General features: G+C 72.9%; 20 protein-coding genes. 7 read left to right on the top strand and 13 right to left on the bottom strand.

Annotation, left to right across the window (positions count from 1 at the left end; translation table 11 throughout):
* Positions 1-40: 40 nt before the first annotated feature.
* Entirely contained in the window at positions 41-2344 is a 2304-nt protein-coding gene (locus ACSU6M_RS20720; RefSeq protein ID WP_437071236.1) for a glycoside hydrolase family 3 N-terminal domain-containing protein, read from the top strand.
* A gap of 70 nt (positions 2345-2414) precedes the next feature.
* On the opposite strand, the gene ACSU6M_RS20715 is transcribed toward ACSU6M_RS20720, so the two are convergent.
* The 4 genes from ACSU6M_RS20715 to tsaB are packed head-to-tail and all read right to left on the bottom strand — an operon-like array spanning position 2415 to position 4903.
* A complete protein-coding gene (locus ACSU6M_RS20715) occupies positions 2415-2672 on the bottom strand; it encodes a hypothetical protein (protein ID WP_437071235.1) in 258 nt (85 codons plus the stop codon).
* Positions 2669-3754: a tRNA (adenosine(37)-N6)-threonylcarbamoyltransferase complex transferase subunit TsaD gene (gene tsaD, locus ACSU6M_RS20710; protein WP_437071233.1), complete on the bottom strand. Its 1086-nt coding sequence runs from the start codon at positions 3752-3754 to the stop codon at positions 2669-2671. The genes ACSU6M_RS20715 and tsaD overlap by 4 nt, the downstream gene beginning before the upstream one ends.
* Entirely contained in the window at positions 3747-4250 is a 504-nt protein-coding gene (gene rimI, locus ACSU6M_RS20705) for a ribosomal protein S18-alanine N-acetyltransferase (RefSeq protein ID WP_437071232.1), read from the bottom strand. Before rimI ends, tsaD begins: the two co-directional genes overlap by 8 nt.
* A complete protein-coding gene (gene tsaB / locus ACSU6M_RS20700) occupies positions 4247-4903 on the bottom strand; it encodes a tRNA (adenosine(37)-N6)-threonylcarbamoyltransferase complex dimerization subunit type 1 TsaB (RefSeq protein WP_437071230.1) in 657 nt (218 codons plus the stop codon). Before tsaB ends, rimI begins: the two co-directional genes overlap by 4 nt.
* A 108-nt stretch (positions 4904-5011) precedes the next feature.
* Here tsaB and ACSU6M_RS20695 point away from each other — a divergent pair, with 108 nt between their 5' ends.
* Positions 5012-5566 carry a hypothetical protein gene (locus ACSU6M_RS20695; RefSeq protein ID WP_437071229.1) on the top strand — a complete coding sequence of 185 codons (555 nt, stop codon included), beginning with the start codon at positions 5012-5014 and terminating at the stop codon, positions 5564-5566.
* 332 nt (positions 5567-5898) lie between these two features.
* On the opposite strand, the gene tsaE is transcribed toward ACSU6M_RS20695, so the two are convergent.
* Genes tsaE through ACSU6M_RS20675 form a run of 4 tightly spaced genes read right to left on the bottom strand, consistent with a single transcriptional unit; the run spans position 5899 to position 9718 of the window.
* Positions 5899-6408: a tRNA (adenosine(37)-N6)-threonylcarbamoyltransferase complex ATPase subunit type 1 TsaE gene (gene tsaE / locus ACSU6M_RS20690; protein WP_437071227.1), complete on the bottom strand. Its 510-nt coding sequence runs from the start codon at positions 6406-6408 to the stop codon at positions 5899-5901.
* A complete protein-coding gene (locus ACSU6M_RS20685; protein WP_437071226.1) occupies positions 6377-7609 on the bottom strand; it encodes an alpha/beta fold hydrolase in 1233 nt (410 codons plus the stop codon). Before ACSU6M_RS20685 ends, tsaE begins: the two co-directional genes overlap by 32 nt.
* A gap of 10 nt (positions 7610-7619) precedes the next feature.
* Positions 7620-8801 (bottom strand): alanine racemase, encoded by a 1182-nt coding sequence (gene alr, locus ACSU6M_RS20680; protein ID WP_437071224.1) that lies wholly within the window; start codon positions 8799-8801, stop codon positions 7620-7622.
* Between the two features lie 47 nt (positions 8802-8848).
* Positions 8849-9718: a L,D-transpeptidase family protein gene (locus ACSU6M_RS20675; RefSeq protein WP_437075260.1), complete on the bottom strand. Its 870-nt coding sequence runs from the start codon at positions 9716-9718 to the stop codon at positions 8849-8851.
* A gap of 102 nt (positions 9719-9820) precedes the next feature.
* Here ACSU6M_RS20675 and ACSU6M_RS20670 point away from each other — a divergent pair, with 102 nt between their 5' ends.
* Positions 9821-10192: a holo-ACP synthase gene (locus ACSU6M_RS20670; protein WP_437071222.1), complete on the top strand. Its 372-nt coding sequence runs from the start codon at positions 9821-9823 to the stop codon at positions 10190-10192.
* Between the two features lie 119 nt (positions 10193-10311).
* Entirely contained in the window at positions 10312-11751 is a 1440-nt protein-coding gene (locus tag ACSU6M_RS20665) for an NAD(P)H-hydrate dehydratase (protein ID WP_437071220.1), read from the top strand.
* Between the two features lie 51 nt (positions 11752-11802).
* On the opposite strand, the gene glmS is transcribed toward ACSU6M_RS20665, so the two are convergent.
* A complete protein-coding gene (gene glmS / locus ACSU6M_RS20660; RefSeq protein ID WP_437071218.1) occupies positions 11803-13650 on the bottom strand; it encodes a glutamine--fructose-6-phosphate transaminase (isomerizing) in 1848 nt (615 codons plus the stop codon).
* 200 nt (positions 13651-13850) lie between these two features.
* On the opposite strand from glmS, the gene coaA reads away from it, so the two are divergent.
* Together coaA and ACSU6M_RS20650 are read left to right on the top strand one after the other, a co-directional pair.
* Positions 13851-14819, top strand: a complete 969-nt coding sequence (coaA, locus tag ACSU6M_RS20655; protein WP_437075258.1) for a type I pantothenate kinase — start codon at positions 13851-13853, stop codon at positions 14817-14819.
* Between the two features lie 28 nt (positions 14820-14847).
* The gene (locus ACSU6M_RS20650) at positions 14848-15765 is read left to right on the top strand and encodes a DUF389 domain-containing protein (protein WP_437071217.1); all 918 of its coding nucleotides are present in this window, start codon (positions 14848-14850) and stop codon (positions 15763-15765) included.
* 124 nt (positions 15766-15889) lie between these two features.
* Here ACSU6M_RS20650 and glmM read toward each other — a convergent pair whose 3' ends face one another.
* The 3 genes from glmM to rplM all read right to left on the bottom strand — a co-directional run bounded on the left by glmM (position 15890) and on the right by rplM (position 18504).
* Positions 15890-17248, bottom strand: coding sequence for a phosphoglucosamine mutase (gene glmM / locus ACSU6M_RS20645; RefSeq protein WP_437071215.1), 1359 nt, complete (start codon positions 17246-17248; stop codon positions 15890-15892).
* A 257-nt stretch (positions 17249-17505) separates the two neighbouring features.
* Positions 17506-18018, bottom strand: a complete 513-nt coding sequence (gene rpsI / locus ACSU6M_RS20640; protein WP_225836003.1) for a 30S ribosomal protein S9 — start codon at positions 18016-18018, stop codon at positions 17506-17508.
* 42 nt (positions 18019-18060) lie between these two features.
* On the bottom strand, positions 18061-18504 hold the full coding sequence (gene rplM / locus ACSU6M_RS20635) for a 50S ribosomal protein L13 (protein ID WP_019526965.1): 444 nt from the start codon (positions 18502-18504) through the stop codon (positions 18061-18063).
* 337 nt (positions 18505-18841) lie between these two features.
* Between rplM and ACSU6M_RS20630 the strand changes: the two genes are divergently transcribed.
* Positions 18842-19720, top strand: coding sequence for a hypothetical protein (locus ACSU6M_RS20630; protein WP_437071213.1), 879 nt, complete (start codon positions 18842-18844; stop codon positions 19718-19720).
* 1 nt (position 19721) lies between these two features.
* On the opposite strand, the gene truA is transcribed toward ACSU6M_RS20630, so the two are convergent.
* Entirely contained in the window at positions 19722-20576 is an 855-nt protein-coding gene (gene truA, locus ACSU6M_RS20625) for a tRNA pseudouridine(38-40) synthase TruA (protein ID WP_437071211.1), read from the bottom strand.
* Positions 20577-20637: the final 61 nt, after the last annotated feature.

The raw sequence follows: 20637 nt of genomic DNA, 5'->3' as shown, positions 1-20637 counted from the left end.
ACACCGCCCCGCCGTGCCCCTCGACTCTGACAGGAGTTCCATGACCACCGCTCCCTGGCGTGACCGCGCCCTGCCCGCCGCCGACCGCGTCACCGACCTGCTCTCCCGGATGACCCTCCAGGAGAAGACCGCCCAGCTCTACGGCGTGTGGGTGGGCGCGGGGACGGACGGCGACGGTGTCGCCCCGCACCAGGACCAGATGAACACCGACTACGACTGGGACGAGCTGATCACCCGAGGGCTCGGCCAGCTCACCCGCCCCTTCGGCACCGCCCCCGTCGACCCGGCGGCCGGCGCCCGCTCCCTGGCCGCCGCCCAGCGCCGGATCGCCGCCGCCAACCGCTTCGGGATCCCGGCCCTGGCCCACGAGGAGTGCCTGGCCGGCTTCACCGCCTGGGGCGCGACCGCGTACCCGGTGCCGCTGGCCTGGGGCGCCGCCTTCGACCCCGCGCTGGTGGAGGAGATGGGCCGGCGCATCGGCCACGACCTGCGCACGGTCGGCGTCCACCAGGGCCTCGCGCCCGTCCTGGACGTCGTCCGCGATCCCCGCTGGGGCCGGGTCGAGGAGACCATCGGGGAGGACCCGTACCTGGTCGGCACGATCGCCACCGCCTACGTCCGGGGCCTGGAGTCGGCGGGGATCGTGGCCACCCTCAAGCACTTCGCCGGGTACGCGGCCTCCGTCGGCGCCCGCAACCTCGCCCCCGTGCGGGCCGGCACCCGCGAGTTCGCCGATGTGACGCTGCCGCCCTTCGAGATGGCGCTGCGCGAGGGCGGGGCGCGGTCGGTCATGGCGGCCTACAACGAGACCGACGGCGTCCCGGCGAGCGCCGACGCCCGCTTGCTCACCGAACTGCTGCGCGAGGAGTGGGGATTCACCGGCACGGTCGTGTCCGACTACTTCGGCGTCGACTTCCTGCGCACCCTGCACCGCGTGGCGGCCGACCCGGCCGGTGCGGCGCACGCGGCCCTCGCGGCCGGCATCGACGTCGAACTGCCCACCCTGAACTGCTACGGCGACCCGCTGCTGAAGGCCGTGCAGGAGGGCACGGTCCCCGAGGAGCTGATCGACCGCGCGGCCCGCCGCGTCCTGACGCAGAAGTGCGAACTGGGCCTGCTGGACGAGGACTGGCAACCGGAGGTCCCGGAGACGGTCGACCTGGACCCGCCCGCGAACCGCGCGCTGGCCCGCCGCCTGGCGGAGCAGTCGGTGGTGCTGCTGGCCAACCCGGACGACGTCCTCCCCCTGTCCCCGGACGCCCGCATCGCGGTGGTCGGCCCCCGCGCGACCGACCCCCTGGCGATGCTCGGCTGCTACTCCTTCCCCTCCCACGTCGGCGTCCAGCACCCCGAGGTGCCCATGGGCATCGACATCCCCACGGTCCTGGAGGCGCTGCGCGCCGAACTCCCCGACGCCAAGGTCACCTTCACCGAGGGCTGCGGCGTCGACGACCCCGACACCAGCGGTTTCGAGGAGGCCGTCGCCCGCGCCGCCGAGGCGGACGTGTGCGTGGCCGTGCTCGGCGACCGCTCGGGCCTGTTCGGGCGGGGCACGTCCGGCGAGGGCTGCGACGTGGCGGACCTGCGGCTGCCGGGCGTCCAGGGCGAACTGCTGGACGCGCTGACGGCGACCGGCGTCCCCGTCGTCCTGGTCCTGCTCACCGGCCGCCCCTACGCCCTGGGCCGCTGGCACGACCGGCTCGGGGCCGCCGTCCAGGCGTTCTTCCCCGGCGAGGAGGGCGGCCCGGCCCTCGCAGGCGTCCTGTCGGGCCGGGTCAACCCCTCCGGCCGCCTCCCGGTGAGCGTCCCGCACACCCCCGGCGGCCAGCCCTGGACCTACCTCCAGCCGCCCCTCGGCCTGGCCGGCGACGTCAGCAGCCTGGACCCGACCCCGCTGTACCCCTTCGGCCACGGCCGCTCCTACACGACCTTCGCCTGGGAGGACTTCACCGACGGCACGGACATCCCGACGGACGGCTCCCTCGACCTCGCCGTCACCGTCCGCAACACGGGCGAGCGCGAGGGCACCGAGGTGGTCCAGCTCTACCTCCACGACCCGGTCGCCTCCGTCACCCGCCCCGACGTCCGCCTCGTCGGCTACCACCGCGTCGACCTGGCTCCCGGCGAGGCCGCCCGCGTCACCTTCCGCTTCCACGCCGACCTGTCGTCCTTCACGGACACCCACGGCCGGCGGATCGTGGAACCGGGCGCCCTGGAGCTGCGGCTGGCCGCTTCCAGCACGGACGTACGGCAGGTGGCGCACATCCGTCTGACGGGTGAGACGCGGGTACTCGACGGGACCCGCCGGCTGCGCTGCGCGTCGGCCGCGTACCCCGTCGACTGACGGGTTCGCACCGGACCGGTACCGGCGCGCCCCCCTCGACGGTGGGTCTGCGCCGCCCGGCCCGTGACGGTCAGCCCTCGCCGGCCGACTCGAAGCGCCAGCGGTGCACCGAGCGGGTCACCAGCTCGCCGTCCGGCTCGGGCAATTCCGGCAGGTCGGCGTCGTACGCCGCGTCCCACCAGGTGATGACCAGCACCCGGTCCTCGGGCGCGCGGAAGGTCTCCCGGCGCAGGGGCTCGGCCGTGAGCTCCTGCGCCCGTGCCCAGGCCAGCAGTTCCGCGCCGCGGCCGGGCACGGCGCGGGCCTCCCACATCAGGGCGACGGTCACGGGTACAGGTTCTCCTTGCTGACCTCGTGGACGTGGTCGTGGCCCGGCACGTGCGGGTCGGTCACCGGCAGGGAGGAGTCGGCCGACAGCTCCCAGCCGGAGGCGGCCCGGCCCCGGGCGACCATCTCGGCGCCGAGGGCGGCCACCATCGCGCCGTTGTCGGTGCACAGCTTGGGCCGCGGCACCCTCAGCCGGATGCCGGCGCGCTCGCAGCGCTCCTCGGCCAGCGCCCGCAGCCGGGAGTTGGCCGCGACACCGCCGCCGATCATCAGATGGTCGACGCCCTCGTCCTTGCAGGCACGCACGGCCTTGCGGGTCAGCACGTCCACGACCGCCTCCTGGAAGGACGCCGCCACATCGCGCACCGGCACCTCCTCGCCCGCGGCCCGCTTGGCCTCGATCCAGCGGGCGACGGCCGTCTTCAGGCCGGAGAAGGAGAAGTCGTACGCCGGATCGCGCGGCCCCGTCAGCCCGCGCGGGAAGGCGATGGCCTCCGGGTCACCCTCGCGCGCGTACCGGTCGATGACCGGACCGCCGGGGAAGCCCAGGTTCAGCACACGGGCGATCTTGTCGAATGCCTCGCCGGCCGCGTCGTCGATCGTCGCGCCCAGCGGACGGACGTCGGAGGTGATGTCGGCGGACAGCAGCAGCGAGGAGTGGCCGCCGCTGACCAGCAGCGCCATCGTCGGCTCGGGCAGCGGGCCGTGCTCCAGCTGGTCCACGCAGATGTGCGAGGCCAGGTGGTTGACGCCGTACAGCGGCTTGCCCAAGGCGTAGGCGTACGCCTTGGCCGCGGAGACGCCGACCAGCAGCGCGCCGGCGAGGCCGGGGCCGGCGGTCACGGCAATGCCGTCGAGGTCCTTGGCGGTGACCCCGGCCTCCTTCAGGGCGCGGTCGATGGTGGGGACCATCGCCTCCAGATGGGCGCGCGAGGCCACCTCGGGCACGACGCCGCCGAACCGGGCGTGCTCGTCGACGCTGGAGGCGACGGCGTCCGCGAGCAGCGTGGTGCCCCGGACGATGCCGACGCCGGTCTCGTCGCAGGAGGTCTCGATCCCCAGAACCAGGGGTTCGTCAGCCATTGATCTCGGTTCCTTGTGCGGAGTTCTGTGGGTCGGTCAGGCGCATCACCAGGGCGTCCACGTTCCCCGGCTGGTAGTAGCCGCGCCGGAACCCGATGGGTTCGAAGCCGAAGCGCTCGTAGAGCTTCTGCGCGCGGACGTTGTCCACCCGGCACTCGAGCATGACCTCGGTGCACTCGAAGGCGGTCGCCGCCCGCAGCAGCTCGGTCAGCAGCCGCGCGCCGAGGCCGGTGCCCCAGTGGTCGCGGGCCACGGCGATGGTCTGCACGTCGGCGAGGTCGCCGGAGGAGGCCAGTCCCGCGTAGCCGACGAGCCGCTCGCCGTCCTCGGCGACGACATAGCGGCGGGTCGCCCCAGGACCGCGCGCATGGGCCAGCTCGGACCAGAACATGCCCCGCGACCAGGCGTCCTCGGGGAAGAGGTCCCGCTCCAGCTCCAGCACGGAGTCGATGTCCCACCAGCGCATCTCGCGCAGTGTCGTCACGGGCGCGGTCACTTGGGGGTGACCACCTTGTAGTTCTTGGGCACCTGGGCGTCCGGCCGGCGCAGATACAGCGGCCGCGGCGCCGGCAGTTCCTGCCCCGCGGCGAGCCGCTCGGCGGCCAGCGACGCGAGGGCCGCCGCCGACACATGCTCGGGCTCATGGGCGCTGGGGAAGGTGTCCGGGTACAGCAGCGCGCCCGCGCCGACGGCGGGCAGCCCCGCGACCTTCTCGGCGATGTCGGCGGGCCGGTCGACGGACGGGTCGGTGAGCCGGGTCCGGGAGTCGGCGTACGTGGCCCAGTAGACCTCCTTGCGCCGGGCGTCGGTGGCCACGACGAAGGGGCCCTTCTCGATGTCGGCGGCGTAGGCGAGGCCGTCCAGCGTGCACACGCCGTGCACGGGGACGCCGAGCACGAGCCCGAAGGTGTCGGCGGTCATCAGACCGACGCGCAGTCCGGTGTACGGGCCGGGTCCGATCCCGACGACGATGCCGGTCACGGCGTCGAGCTTCAGCCCCGCCTCCGCGAGCACGCGGTCCACGGCGGGCAGCAGCAGCTCGCCGTGCCGGCGCGCGTCGACCTGGCTCGACGAGGCGATGACGTCCGTCCCGTCGTGCAGGGCGACGGTGACGGCGGGGGTGGCGGTATCCAGAGCGAGCAAGAGCACGCAAACAGCCTACGGCCACCGCGCCGCCCGTACGGCCGCCCCGGTCGGTCGCGCGGCGACTGCTAACGTCACCACGAAATAGGACGTACGACACAGAGGTGGACGACCGTGACAAGCAGCAGCGCCGGGTTCGTGGCCGGACTCACCGCGGCGGCCGTGGCGACGGTCGGCCTGCTCGCCTTCCAGGCCGCGGCGGACGTCCCGCCGGAGCTCGGCAACCCGCACCTGGCCTCACCGAAGGACGTCTCGGCCACCAAGGTGCCCCGCGACAAGGCGCACCCCGCCGCCCTGCCGTCCGGCTCCGGTTCGGGTGAACGTGTCGTGTACTCGGTGGACGACGACCGGGTCTGGCTGGTCGGCGGCGGCAACAAGGTCCTGCGCACCTTCCGGGTCACCCCCGGCACCGTCGACCCCGCCCCCGGCACCTACGCCGTCACATCCCGCTCCAACGCCGTCACCGGCACCGACGGCACCCCCGTCGAACACGTCGTCCGCTTCACCAGCGCCCAGGGCGTCTCCATCGGCTTCAGCGCCGCCGTCGACGGCTCCACCCCGCGTCCCAACCCTCGCGTCAAGACCGGCGGCATCCGCGAGTCACGCAAGGACGGTGACGCGATGTGGGACTTCGCGACGATCGGCCAGAAGGTGGTCGTGATCCGCTAGCGACCCGCCTCGGGGCTAAGCGGCCTGGGTCCCCGGCTGGGGCACGGGAGGCGGCGTGGACACGAGGGCGGCGGCCGCACAGGCGGCGAGCAGGTCACGCATGGGAACGACGGACAGCGCGGGGGGCTGCTTCTCGTCTCGCTCGGTGGGGTGCACAGACGCCTCCTGGGGACTGGGGGCGGGCGAAGTTAGGTAGACCTAACCACGAAACGCGGGTGAGGGCAACGCCGTCGGGGGCGCGGGGTTCTGCCCGCTGTGCGGCCACCGCCGGGTGGGCGCGACAAGCCACGACGAAGGGCGGCACCCGCGAGACGACAGAACCCCGCACACGCTCAGGCGCCCAGCACCCCCAGATCCACCGAAGCCCACCGCTCCCCGAGCCCCGTGAGCGTCACCTGCCGCACCTCGTCGTCCGTGTCCCCCACGGCCCGGTGAATGACGACCTGCAACCGGTCCTCGGTCAGCTCCTCGACCTTGCCCTCGCCCCACTCCACGACCACCACCGACTCCGGCAGCGACACATCGAGGTCGAGGTCCTCCATCTCGTCGAGCCCGCCGCCCAGGCGATACGCGTCGACGTGCACCAGCGGCGGGCCGTCCCCCAGGGACGGATGCACCCGCGCGATCACGAACGTCGGCGAAGTGACGGCCCCGCGGACCCCCAGCCCCTCCCCGAGCCCGCGCGTCAGCGTCGTCTTCCCGGCCCCCAGCTCCCCGCTGAGCATCACGAGGTCCCCCGCCCGCAACACCTTCGCCAGGCGCCGGCCCAGCTCGCGCATCTGCTCGGGGGAGGTGACGGTCAGCCGGGCCTCAACGGGGCCCTGCGGTACTGCTGCTTCCATAGCCACCCACGGTAGCCCCTGCGGGCACCGCCCCCGCACGGGTGAGCAGATCGGCGAGCCGGTCGGTGACCACCTCCGGGTGCTCCAGCATCACCAGATGCCCCGCGTCCGGCACCAGCACCAGCTCGGCGTCGGGCAGCAGATCGGCGATCGCCTCGCTGTGCTCGCTCGGCGTCACCAGATCCCGCACGCCCGCCAGCACCAGCACCGGCAGCCCGGCGAAGTGCGCCAGCGCCTCCGTCTTGTCGTGGTCGGTGAACGCCGGATAGAACTCCGCGACCACATCGATCGGCGTGCCCTCGATCATCCGCTCGGCGAACCGCGCCACCGCCGGATCCACGTCACGGGACGCGAACGAGTACCGCTTGATGATCCCGGCGAACAGGTCGGCCGTCGCCCGGCGCCCCTTCTCCACCAGCTCGGCCCGCTGCCCCAGCGCCTTCAGCACGCCCGGCAGCACCCGCCGCACGGCGTTCACGCCGGCGACCGGCAGCCCGAAGTTGACCTCGCCGAGCCGCCCCGACGACGTACCGACCAGGGCGACCGCGACCACCCGCTCCCGGATCAGCTCGGGGAACTGCGCGGCCAGCGCCATCACGGTCATCCCGCCCATGGAGTGCCCGACCAGCACGATCGGCCCCTCGGGCACGGCCGCGTCGATCACGGCCTTCAGATCCCGCCCCAGCTGGTCGATGCTCAGCGGCACCTCGTCCCGCAGTTGCCCGACCCCGCGCCCGGAGCGGCCGTGGCTGCGCTGGTCCCAGTGCACGGTCCGCACGACACCGCGCAGCGCGGCCCGCTGGAAGTGCCAGGAGTCCTGGCTGAGGCAGTAGCCGTGGCTGAAGACGACGGTGACCGGAGCCGGTGCCTTGCGGCCGAACAGCCGGCGCCGGCGCGGCGCGGTGCCGCCCTCCGGGTCCACGTCGTCGACCTCGTAGTACAGCTCGGTGCCGTCGTCGGCGTACGCCTTGCCGGGCGTGCCGCGCAGCGCCCCGTACGGGCCGGCGGAGTCGAGGGCGAGCTGCGCCTTTCTGCGCATGCCGCGTCCCACGGTCATCCGCTCTATGGCGACACCGGCCGCCGCGCCCGCCGCCACCACGCCTATCGCCACGCCCGCGATCCCGGTGGCACGGCGCCAGTTCCCCGCCGCCCCCGTGGCGGCGGCGACGGCCGCGGCGGCCTCCGTGCTGCTCTCGCTCACGTACCGCTCCTCACTGGGTGCGCCGGTCCTCTCGGTCCTCGTCGACATAGACGCGCGGCACGCGGCTTCCGATCCGGGTGACGATCTCGTAGGCGATGGTGCCCGCGGCCCGCGCCCAGTCCTGCGCGGTGGGCTCGCCGCGGTCGCCGGGCCCGAAGAGGACGGCTTCCTCCCCCTCCGCCGGCTCGTCGCCGCCGAGGTCGACGACGAACTGGTCCATCGCGATCCGCCCGGCGACCGTGCGCCACTTGCCGCCGACCAGCACCGGTCCGGCACCGGAGGCGTGGCGCGGGACGCCGTCCGCGTAGCCGACGGGGATCAGGCCGAGGGTCGTCTCACCGGCGGTCGTGTAGTGGTGGCCGTAGGAGACGCCGTGCCCACCGGGCACCTGCTTGACCAGGGCGACGGACGCGGACAGCGTCATCACCGGGCGCAGCCCCAGCTCGGCGGGGGTGCCGAGCTCGGGGGCGGGCGAGACGCCGTAGAGCGCGATCCCCGTCCGTACGAGGTCGAAGTGGCTCTCGGGAACGGTGAGGGTGGCGGGCGAGTTGGCGATGTGCCGCACCTCGGGCGTCACGCCCTGGCCCTCCGCGTACGCCAGCATCTCCCGGAAGCGGGTGAGCTGGGCGGCGATGGAGGGGTGGCCGGGCTCGTCGGCGCAGGCGAAGTGGGACCACAGTCCGGTGATCCGGATCAGGCCGTCGCGCTCGGCGCGCAGGGCCTCGGTGACGAGCCCGGCCCAGTCGCCGGGCTGGCAGCCGTTGCGGCCGAGGCCGGTGTCGGCCTTGAGCTGCACCCGCGCGGGGCGGCCCGCCTGCCGGGCGGCCGCCGTGACCTCCCGCAGGGCCCACATCCCGCTGACCGCCACGTCGAGGTCGGCCTCGACGGCCTCCCGCCAGGGTCCGCCGGGCGTCCACAGCCAGCACAGGATCCTGACGTCCGTCAGCCCGGCGGCCCGCAGCACGAGGGCCTCCTCGGGAGTGGCGGTGCCCAGCCAGGTCGCCCCCGCCGCCAGCGCCGCACGGGCGCACGGCACGGCCCCGTGGCCGTAGGCGTCGGACTTCACCACGGCCATCACGGCCGCGCCGGACGCCTTCGCGCGCAGGGTGCGCACATTGGCCCGCAGCGCGGCCAGGTCGATCTCGGCGCGGGCGCGCAGCGGGGCGGAGGGCAGGCTTGCAGTCTCACTCATCCCGCCCAGTGTCTCAGAGGGCCCGGACAGCCCTGGGCGGGCACGGCTCAGGTCCCCGGCCGCCGCCCCCACACGTACACCCGGTCGCCCGTCCTGGTCACGTTCCACAGCTTCTTCGCGTCCCCGAGGCGCAGGTTGACGCAGCCCATCGAGCCGACGGTGGTGAAGATCGTCCCGTACACGGCGTGGAACGCCTGTCCCCCGCTGAAGAACTGCGCGTAGGGCATGGGCTGGTGGTAGAGCGTCGACACGTGGTTCTTGTGCTTCCAGAAGATCTTGTGCCATCCGGTCCGGGTCCGGTAGCCGGCCCGGCCGCTCCTCATCGGTACGGGTCCGAAGACGACCTTCTTCCCCTTCTGCACCCACGTCAGCTGACGGCTGAGGTCCACGCAGGCCACCTGGTAGGTCCGCACCGGGCACCTACCGGCCGCGTTGGGGTTCTTGCGGGCGGACACCAGCATCATGTGCGCCCAGGTGACGGGCCCGGCGAACCCGATCGCGGGCTTGATCCCGTACTTCAGCTGGAACGCCCGGATGGCCTTGCAGTCGGCCGGCGACTGCTTGCCGTCCACCTTCAGCTTCAGCCACTTCTCCACCTGCCGCTGGTACGGCCCGGTCTGCTTGCTGCACGCGACGCGGGCGACGGCGTCACCGAGCGGCACGTACTCGACCGGGTCGTACGTCCCCGGCGGCGCCTCCTTCGGCTCGACGGCGTCCTCCCGCGCCGAGGGCGTGTACACCCGCGGCGGGAGGACCTGGTCCGGCGTGTCCACGGTCCACGGCTGTCCGGGTCCGGGCGCCACGCCGGGCACCAGCTCGCCCTCGGCGTCGGCGACCGGTGCGGGGTCGGCCACGGCGGTGCCGGCGGGGAGGAGGAGCGCGAGGGCGAGCAGCGGAGCGACGGTCTTCGTACTGATCACACCATCAGCAAAACCGCCGCCCCGGCCGGCGGGCGGCCGCCGCGCGGCACGGGTCACCCGGACGTACGCCACCCTTGTACGGCACCTAGGGTGCTCGGCATGAGCATCATCGGGGTCGGTATCGACGTGGCGGAGATCGACCGTTTCGCCGCGTCCCTGCAACGCACGCCCGCACTCGCCGAACGCCTCTTCCTGGAGAGCGAGTTGCTGCTCCCCAGCGGGGAGCGCCGCGGTGTCGCCTCCCTCGCCGCCCGGTTCGCGGCCAAGGAGGCCCTGGCCAAGGCCCTGGGCGCCCCGGCCGGGCTGCACTGGACCGACGCGGAGGTCTACGTCGAGGACAGCGGCCGGCCCCGCCTGCGCGTCCGCGGCACGGTGGCCGCCCGCGCGGCGGAACTCGGCGTCCGCTCCTGGCATGTGTCGCTCAGCCATGACGCCGGAGTGGCGTCGGCGGTGGTGATCGCGGAGGGGTGAGGCACCTCGCGGGGGAGGCGCTGACCCGGTGAGCGGTGCCGGGGCGCGGCCGACCCGGCAGAACGCGGCCACCGCCGGGCCGCTGGTGATCGCCGCGGGGGCGCGGCAGACTCGTCGGCATGCGTACTGCGTACAGCGTGGAAACGGTGCGGACCGCCGAGCGGCAGCTGATGGCGCGGCTTGCGGAGGGCGCGCTGATGCAGCGGGCCGCGGCCGGACTGGCCACCGCCTGCGCCGAGTTGCTCGGCAGGGTCTACGGCAGCCGGGTCGTCCTGCTGGTCGGCAGCGGGGACAACGGCGGCGACGCCCTCTACGCGGGGGCGCGGCTGGCCCGGCGCGGGGCCGGTGTCACGGCCGTGCTGCTCTCCCCGGCCCGCGCGCACCCCGGCGGCCTCACGGCCCTGCGCCGGGCGGGCGGGACGGTGACCGGCACCGAGGACGCCGAGCGGTGGATCGCCCGGGCCGATCTGGTGCTGGACGGCATCGTCGGCATCGGCGGCAGGGGCGGCCTGCGCCCGGACGCCGAGCGCCTGGCGGGCGCCGCCGCCCGCTCCGCGGCAGCCGTCGTCGCCGTGGACCTGCCGAGCGGCGTGGACGCGGACACCGGCGAGGTGCACGGCGCCGCGGTCCGGGCCGACCTCACGGTCACCTTCGGCACCCACAAGCCGGGCCTGCTGATCGACCCGGCGCGGGACCACGCGGGCACGGTCCGCCTGATCGACATCGGCCTCGCCCCCGAACTCCCCGCCACCGCCGCCCTGGAGGCGCTCCAGCACGCGGACGTGGCCCGGCTGCTGCCGGTCCCCGCGCCGGAGAGCGACAAGTACCGGCGCGGTGTGGTGGGCGTGGCGGCGGGCTCGGCCCGCTATCCGGGGGCGGCGGTGCTGGCCGTGGCCGGGGCGCTGCGCGGCGGCGCGGGCGCGGTCCGCTACGTCGGCCCCGCGGGCGACGCGGTGATCACCCGCTTCCCCGAGACGCTGGTGTCGGACCGCGGCCCCGCGAAGGCCGGCCGCGTCCAGGCATGGGTGGTGGGACCGGGCGCCGGCGACGACGCGGCGACGGTCGCCGAGGCCCTGGCGGCCGAGGTCCCCGTCCTCGTGGACGCCGACGGCCTGCGCCTGGCGGACCGGCGGACCGTACAGGCCCGTACCGCCCCCACCCTGATGACCCCGCACGCCGGAGAGGCGGCGGCGCTCCTCGGGGTCACCCGGCAGGAGGTCGAGGGCGCCCGGCTCTCGGCGGTGCGGGAGCTGGCCGCGCGCTACGGGGCGACGGTGCTGCTGAAGGGCTCGACGACCCTGGTCGCCGACGCGGCGGACGGTACGCCGGTCCGGGTGAACCCGACGGGCACCTCCTGGCTCGCCACGGCCGGCAGCGGCGATGTCCTCTCCGGCCTCGCCGGCTCCCTGCTCGCCGCCGGCCTGCGGCCCCGCGACGCGGCGAGCGCGGCGGCGTACCTCCACGGCCTGGCGGGCCGGTACGCGGCGGCCGGGGCCCCCGCCTCCGCCCAGGACGTCGCGGAGTCGATCCCCCGGGCCTGGCGCGACGTACGCGGCTGAGCGCCTGCCGCGCCCGGCCGGGCAGCACCCCGGCCGGGCACCGCCGGGCGCCTACTCCACCGTCACCGACTTCGCGAGGTTGCGGGGCTGGTCCACCTCGTTGCCGCGGGCCGTCGCCAGTTCGCAGGCGAAGACCTGGAGGGGGACCGTCGACACCAGCGGCTGGAGCAGGGTGGGGGTGGCCGGGATGCGGATGAGATGGTCGGCGTAGGGCACGACCGCCTCGTCGCCCTCCTCCGCGATCACGATCGTGCGGGCGCCGCGGGCCCGGATCTCCTGGATGTTGGAGACGATCTTGTCGTGGAGCACCGACCGCCCGCGCGGGGACGGCACGATCACGACCACCGGCACATCGTCCTCGATCAGCGCGATCGGCCCGTGCTTGAGCTCGCCCGCCGCGAAGCCCTCGGCGTGCATATAGGCGAGTTCCTTGAGCTTGAGCGCCCCCTCCAGAGCGACCGGGTGGCCCACGTGCCGGCCGAGGAACAGCACCGTCTCCTTCGCCGCCAGCGACCGCGCCAGCTCCCGTACCGGCTCCATGGTCCGCAGGACCTCCTCGACCTCGCCGGAGATCTTCGCGAGGTCCCGGATCACCGCCTGGATCTCGTCGCCCCACTTGGTGCCCCGCACCTGCCCCAGGTACAGCGCGACCAGGTAGCAGGCCACGAGCTGGGTGAGGAACGCCTTCGTCGAGGCGACGGCCACCTCCGGACCGGCGTGCGTGTACAGCACGGCGTCGGACTCGCGCGGGATCGTGGAGCCGTTGGTGTTGCAGATCGCCAGCACCTTCGAGCCCTGCTCGCGGGCGTGCCGCAGCGCCATCAGGGTGTCCATGGTCTCGCCGGACTGGGAAATGGCGACGGTCAGCGTGCGCGCGTCCAGGATCGGGTCGCGGTAGCGGAACTCGCTCGCCAGCTCCACCTCGCACGGGATCCGCGTCCAGTGCTCGACGGCGTACTTGGCGATCAGGCCCGCGTGGTACGCCGTACCGCACGCGACGATGACGACCTTGTCCACCTCGCGCAGCTCGCCGGGCGAGATCCGCACCTCGTCGAGCGCGAGCGCGCCGGAGGCGTCGATGCGGCCCAGCAGGGTGTCGGCGACCGCCTTGGGCTGCTCGGCGATCTCCTTGAGCATGAAGGAGGCGTAGCCGCCCTTCTCCGCGGCCGAGGCGTCCCAGTCGACGTGGTAGGAACGGACGTCGGCGGGGCCGCCGTCGAAGCCCGTCACCGTCACCCCGTCCCGGCGCAGCTCCACGACCTGGTCCTGGCCCAGCTCGATCGCGGAGCGGGTGTGGGCGATGAACGCGGCGACGTCCGAGGCGAGGAACGCCTCGCCCTCGCCGACCCCGACCACCAGCGGCGAGTTGCGGCGCGCGCCCACCACCACGTCCGGCTCGTCCGCGTGCACCGCGACCAGGGTGAACGCGCCCTCCAGCCGCCGGCACACCAGCCGCATGGCCTCCGCCAGATCCGCCGTCGCGGAGAACTCCTCGGCCAGCAGGTGGGCCACCACCTCGGTGTCCGTCTCGGACGCCAGCCGGTGCCCGCGCTCGGCGAGCTCGGCCCGCAGCAGCGCGAAGTTCTCGATGATCCCGTTGTGCACGACCGCCACCCGCCCGGCGTTGTCCAGGTGAGGATGGGCGTTGGCGTCGGTCGGGCCGCCGTGTGTGGCCCAGCGGGTGTGTCCGATGCCGGTCGACCCGGTCGGCAGCGGGCGCTCGGCCAGCTCCTTGTCCAGGTTGACCAGCTTCCCGGCCTTCTTGGCGGTGGCCAGCCCGCCGTCCGCGAGCACGGCGACGCCCGCCGAGTCGTACCCCCGGTACTCCAGCCGCTTCAGTCCGCCCATGACGACATCGAGCGCCGACTGCGGCCCTACGTATCCCACGATTCCGCACATGTGCCGCAGCCTACGGCGCGATCATGGTCAGAACACGGCTCCGCGTGCCCGGATTCGGAAATAATCAGGCCCGTTCGGCGTCTTGAATCGCACCTTACGCCCCTCACGGCACGGCGTACCGGGTGCGGGCGTGACGGAGCACACCCGCCACCCCCTTCAAACTCCGTTAACAATGGACTGTGATCTCTCCGGTCTCCCCGATGCCCCGGAGCGCCCACCGGCCCAGGCCGGAGGCGACTCCCTACGTCGACCTCACCCGAGCCGAGTGGAGCGCGCTGCGCGACAAGACGCCGCTGCCGCTCAGCGCGGAAGAGGTCGAGAAGCTGCGCGGCCTCGGCGACGTCATCGACCTCGACGAGGTGCGGGACATCTATCTGCCGCTGTCCCGGCTCCTCAATCTCTACGTCGGCGCCACGGACGGCCTGCGCGGCGCCCTGAACACCTTCCTCGGCGAGCAGGGCTCCCAGTCGGGCACCCCGTTCGTCATAGGGGTCGCCGGTTCGGTCGCCGTGGGGAAGTCCACGGTCGCCCGCCTCCTCCAGGCCCTGCTGTCCCGCTGGCCCGAGCACCCGCGCGTCGAGCTGGTCACCACCGACGGCTTCCTGCTGCCCACCCACGAGCTCCAGGCCCGCGGCCTGATGTCGCGCAAGGGCTTCCCCGAGTCGTACGACCGCCGGGCGCTGACCCGGTTCGTCGCCGACATCAAGGCGGGCAAGGACGAGGTCACCGCGCCCGTCTACTCCCACCTGATCTACGACATCATCCCCGGCGAGAAGCTCAGCGTCCGCCGCCCGGACATCCTGATCGTCGAGGGCCTGAACGTCCTGCAGCCGGCCCTGCCCGGCAAGGACGGCCGCACCCGCGTGGGCCTCGCGGACTACTTCGACTTCAGCGTGTACGTCGACGCCCGCACCGAGGACATCGAGCGCTGGTACCTCAACCGCTTCAAGCGGCTGCGCGAGACGGCGTTCCAGAACCCGTCCTCGTACTTCCGCCGCTACACCCAGGTCTCCGAGGAGGAGGCCCTGGACTACGCGCGCACGATGTGGCGGACCATCAACAAGCCCAATCTGGTGGAGAACATCGCCCCCACCCGCGGCCGCGCCACCCTCGTCGTGCGCAAGGGCCCCGACCACAAGGTCCAGCGCCTGAGCCTGCGCAAGCTCTGACGCCGACCCTGCCTGCTACAAAGGCCGCATGCTGCATCTGCGCCTGATCACACCGGCCGAGAAGACCGACTCCGCGGTCCGCCTACTGGAGACCACGGTGGGCTGCACCCATCTCGTCGTGGTCCCGGGCGCCGCCCGCAACCCCGCGGGCGATGTGGTGATGTGCGACGTGGCCCGCGAGGCCGCCGACGAACTCATCGGCGGGCTTCAGGAGTTGGGTCTGGACACGACCGGTTCGATCGCCGTCGAGAGCATCGACCTGTCGCTGTCGAAGCGGGCGGAGAAGGCCCAGAAGGAGGCCCCCGGCGAGGGCGCCGACGCCGTCGTGTGGGAGCAGCTGAGCGACCTCACCCACGAGGAGTCGACGCTCAGCGTCACCTATGTGGCGTTCCTGTCCGTGGCCACGATGCTCGCGGCCTGCGGTGTGATGCTGGACAACGCCGTCCTGATCGTCGGCGCGATGGCCGTCGGCCCGGAGTTCGGGCCCCTCGCCGGCATCTGCACGGCCCTGGTGCAGCGCACCCCGAAGCTGGTGTGGCGTTCCCTGTGGGCGCTGCTCGCCGGTTTCGCCGCCGCGATGCTCCTGACGGCGGGCTTCGGCTGGCTGATGGACGCCTTCGGGCTCTTCGAGAAGGACATGATCGAGGCCGCCCGCCCCAACACCGCCTTCATCTGGCAGCCCGACATGATGTCCTTCGTCGTCGCCTTCCTGGCCGGCATCGTCGGCACCCTCTCCCTGACGTCCGCCAAGTCGGGCGCGCTCATCGGCGTCGCCATCTCGGTGACCACGGTCCCCGCGGCCGCCAACGCCGCGATGGCCTTCAGCTACAGCGACTACTCCCAGACCTGGGGCTCCGCCGCCCAACTCCTGGCCAATCTGGGCGGAATCGTGGCAGCGGGCACCCTGACCCTGCTGGCCCAGAAGCTGCTGTGGAGGCGTCCCTAGGTGCAACGCCCCGAAGGGGCGCGGGGCTGTGTCTCGTATGCGGCTACCGCCGCGTGGGCGCGACAAGCCACGACCGACCCGCGGCCCGCCGCACACAACCCCGCGCACACACCCGGCAGATCACCTAACCCAGCGCGGACTTGACCGCGTCGGCCAACCGCCCCGCCACAGACCGAGCCTGCTCGATGTCCGCGGCCTCCACCATCACCCGCACCAGCGGCTCGGTTCCCGAGGGCCGCAGCAGCACCCGCCCCGTCGCCCCGAGCTCCCGCTCCGCGTCGGAGACAGCCGCAGCGAGGTCCGCGGAACTGGACACCCGCGACTTGTCCACGTCGGGCACATTGATCAGCACCTGCGGCAGCCGCTCCATCACCGAGGCCAGCTCCCGCAGCGACCGCCCGGTCTCCGCGACCCGCGCGGCGAGCATCAGGCCGGTCAGCGTGCCGTCGCCGGTCGTCGCGTGGTCGAGGATGATCACGTGGCCGGACTGCTCGCCGCCCAGCGCGTAGCCGTGCTGCTTCATCGACTCCAGCACATACCGGTCGCCGACCGCGGTCTGCACCAGCTGGATGCCCTCACGCTCCATGGCCAGCTTGAAGCCGAGGTTGGACATCACGGTCGCCACCACGGTCTCCGACCGCAGCGCCCCCCGCTCCTTCATCGCCAGCGCGAGGACGGACAGGATCTGGTCGCCGTCCACCTCCTCACCGGTGTGGTCCACGGCGAGGCACCGGTCCGCGTCACCGTCGTGCGCGACACCGAAGTCGGCCCCGTGCTCGACCACCGCGGCCTTCAGCTTGTCGAGGTGCGTCGACCCGCAGCCGTCGTTGATGTTGAGCCCGTCCGGCTCCGCACCGATGGTGACGACCTCGGCGCCGGCCCGCGAGAACGCCTCCGGCGACACCCAGGCGGCGGCGCCGTGCGCCTCGTCGAGGACGATCTTCAGCCCGTCCAGGCGGTTCGGGAGGACGCCGACGAGATGGGCGACGTACTTGTCGAAGCCCTCGTCGTAGTTGCGGACCCGGCCCACGCCCGCGCCCGTCGGCCGGTCCCACGGCGCTCCGGTGCGGTGCTCCTCGTAGACGGCCTCGATCCGGTCCTCCAGCTCGTCGGCGAGCTTGTGGCCGCCGCGGGCGAAGAACTTGATGCCGTTGTCGGGCATGGCGTTGTGGCTGGCGGAGAGCATCACGCCCAGGTCCGCGCCGAGCGCACCGGTGAGATAGGCGACGGCGGGCGTCGGCAGCACGCCGACCCGCAGCACGTCCACCCCGGCACTGGCGAGGCCCGCGACGACCGCGGCCTCCAGGAACTCCCCGGACGCACGCGGGTCCCGGCCGACCACCGCGGTCGGCCGGTGCCCCTCGAAGGTGCCCGCCTCGGCCAGTACGTGGGCCGCCGCGACGGAGAGACCGAGGGCCATCTCGGCCGTCAGATCCGCGTTGGCGACACCGCGCACGCCGTCCGTGCCGAAGAGTCGTCCCACTTGTCCTCCTGAGAAAAGCGTCAGTTCGGGAAGGCGTGCCACCTGTGCGGCTCGGGCACGGCGCTTCCGTCACCGGGTACGCGGGAAACGCGGCGCCCGGTCCTCACATCGCACAAGCCGTCGATCGCCTTGTGTCGTTATACGCCCATCGCTGGGATAAACGAACGCCCCGGACGGCACAGTGGCGTGCCGCCGGGGCGATCGGAGTACGCGGGCGGGGTGCTGAACCCCGCCCTTGTACGAGCAGGCAGCGAAGCTTAGCGCTTGCTGTACTGCGGAGCCTTGCGGGCCTTCTTCAGACCGGCCTTCTTGCGCTCGACCGCACGGTCGTCGCGCTTGAGGAAGCCGGCCTTCTTCAGCGGGCCACGGTTGTTGTCGACGTCGGCCTCGTTCAGCGCACGGGCGACACCGAGACGGAGCGCACCGGCCTGACCGGAGACACCGCCACCGGCGATGCGGGCGATGACGTCGTAACGACCCTCAAGCTCCAGCACCTTGAAGGGCTCGTTGACCTCCTGCTGGTGCACCTTGTTGGGGAAGTAGTCCTCAAGGGTGCGGCCGTTGATCTTCCACTTGCCGGTGCCCGGAACGATCCGGACACGGGCGATGGCGTTCTTGCGACGGCCCAGGCCGGCGGCCGGCTGGGGCTCGCCGAAGCGGGAGGCGAGGGACTCCGAGGTGTACTCGCCCTCGACGGGCACCTCGGACTCGGTGGTGTAGCTGTCGATGTCGAGCTCTTCGAACGGCTGCTCGGCAGTGGTCTCGGCCACGATTCTCCTCAGATTCTCTTCAGTCTTAGGGGGTGGCCGGACTTACTGCGCGACCTGGGTGATCTCGAACGGCACCGGCTGCTGCGCAGCGTGCGGGTGCTGGTCGCCCGAGTAGACCTTCAGCTTGGAGAGCATCTGACGGCCCAGGGTGTTCTTGGGGAGCATGCCCTTGACGGCCTTCTCGATGGCCTTCTCGGGGTTCTTGGCCAGCAGCTCGTCGTAACGGACGGAGCGCAGACCACCCGGGTAGCCGGAGTGGCGGTAGGCCATCTTCTGGGTCCGCTTGTTGCCGGACAGGTGCACCTTGTCGGCGTTGATGATGATGACGAAGTCACCGGTGTCGACGTGGGGCGCGTAGATCGGCTTGTGCTTGCCCCGCAGGATGGAGGCGGCGGTGCTGGCGAGACGGCCGAGGACAACGTCCTGGGCGTCGATGACGTGCCACTGGCGCGTCACATCGCCGGGCTTGGGGCTGTACGTACGCACGGTTCGTAGCCTTCGCTTCGAGTGAATGGTCCTAGACAAGGTCACCGAAACGATCACGACAGCCTTGACCGCACTGCGGTGACGCAAACCGCGTGCTGGTCGCTGGTCATCGGCCCGGTGGACCGGTGTAAGGGCCCGTCCCGTGAGAATGAGCAAGCCAATACACAACGAACATGCAGGATACCTGCGGCGCCACGGCCGGGTCAAAACGAGCCGGGACGCCACCGCTGGGGTCTGTTCGAGGGACCCAGTCTACGGGCCCGGCGCCCCCGATCCCCGGTCCGAGGCGCCCACCGGCCCGGATGAGAGATGCCCCACCCCTCTAAGATGCACCCCCATGAGCTATGGGCAGGGGGGACCCCAGTCCCAGTGGGATCCCTGGACACCGCATTCGCAGCAGTCCTGGAACAGCGGCGCCGACCAGTCCCCGGACTGGGCGGCACTCGCCGAGGCGTCCGAGGCGCGCGCCAAGCGGCGCCGGCTGCTGATGATCGCCGGCGGGGCGCTCGCCACGGTCGCGGTCGGCGCGGCCGTCGCCGTGGCCGTGGTCTCGGCGAACGACAGCGGCACCGAGGCGAACGGACCGGCCTCCCAGCTGCCCGCCACGGCCGACATCCCCAGCTCCACCGCCCCGGACCCGTCCTTCGCGCCGACCACCGCGCCGCCCCCGCTGGACCCGAAGGACTTCGTCTCCAGCAAGAACAAGGACACCGCCCCGCTCAGCCCGGACATCCTCTTCCCCGGCACCCGGCTGACCATGGGCGAGACGGTCTACCGCAAGGGCCCCACCGCCGACACCACGAACTGCGCCTCGGCCACCCGAGGCACCCTCCCGAAGGTCCTGAAGGACAACGGCTGCCGGCGCCTGCTGCGGGTGACGTACATCAGGAGCGGAGTCGCGGTCACCGTCGGCGTCGCCGTGTTCGACACCGAGGCACGGGCCACCGCGGCCAAGGGCCAGGCCGACTCCAAGAGCCTGGTGCGCTCCCTGTCCGGCAACGGGATCAAGGACTTCTGCAACGGCGCCGTGTGCCGCTCGACCACGAACAGCTACGGCCGCTACGCCTACTTCACGGTGACCGGCTTCACCGACGGCAAGGACGTCACCACCAAGGACACCGCGGTGTTCCGGCAGGGCGACGACCTCGCCGAGTTCACCTTCCGCCAGATCCGCCGCCGCGGCGAGGCCCAGGCATCGGCCGCCGCGGTCCAGTAGCTCAGCAGCACCCCGCCGACGGCAGCGTGCGCTTGTTGCGGGCCTCCCTGGACCGGGCGGCCAGCAGCTCGTCGGCGGGGTAGCCGACCTCCTCCAGGGTCAGCCCGTGCGGTCGTACGACATGCACGGCCGAGTCCCGCACGCCCGCCGCCAGCACCTTGCCCGGCCAGTCCGGCGGCCGGTGCCCGTCGCCGACGAACAGCAGCGCCCCGATCAGCGAGCGCACCATGTTGTGGCAGAAGGCGTCGGCCCGCACGGTCGCGGTGACGATCCCGTCCTCCCCGCGCACCAGGCTCAGCTCCTGGAGCGTACGGATGGTGGTCGCGCCCTCGCGCTTCTTGCAGTACGCCGCGAAGTCGTGCTCCCCGAGCAGCGCGCGCGCCGCCTCGTTCATGGCGTCCACGTCGAGCGGCCAGTCGTGCCACAGCACATGGTTGCGCAGCAGGGGGTCCACGCCCCCCGGGTTGTCCGTGACCCGGTACGCGTACCGCCGCCAGACCGCCGAGAAGCGTGCGTTGAAGCCCTGGGGCGCCTCCCGCAGGGCCCACACCCGCACATCGCGGGGCAGCCGCCCGGCGAGCCGCTTGAGCAGCTTCTCGTGGTGCTCGCGCCAGAGGCCCTCGGGCAGGTCCACGTGCGCCACCTGCCCGCGCGCGTGCACTCCCGCGTCGGTCCGCCCGGCGACGGTCAGCTCATAGGTCTCGCGGGAGCGGGTCACCGTCCGCAGGGCGTCCTCGATCTCCCCCTGCACGGTCCGCCGGCCGCCGGCCTGCTTGGCCCAGCCGGAGAACTCGGTGCCGTCGTAGGAAAGGTCCAGGCGTAGCCGCACATGTCCGGGCTGTACTTCTTCACTCACCCCTGAATCCTCTCAGGAACGGGGAACGGGCCCGCCCCGAAGGGCGGGCCCGCCGGGGCAC

The sequence above is a fragment of the Streptomyces sp. enrichment culture genome, from assembly GCF_964272895.1.
In the GTDB taxonomy this organism is placed as follows: Bacteria; Actinomycetota; Actinomycetes; order Streptomycetales; family Streptomycetaceae; genus Streptomyces.
The sequence above is the reverse complement of the archived record's forward strand: the minus strand, read 5'-3'. Positions and strand labels throughout refer to the sequence as shown.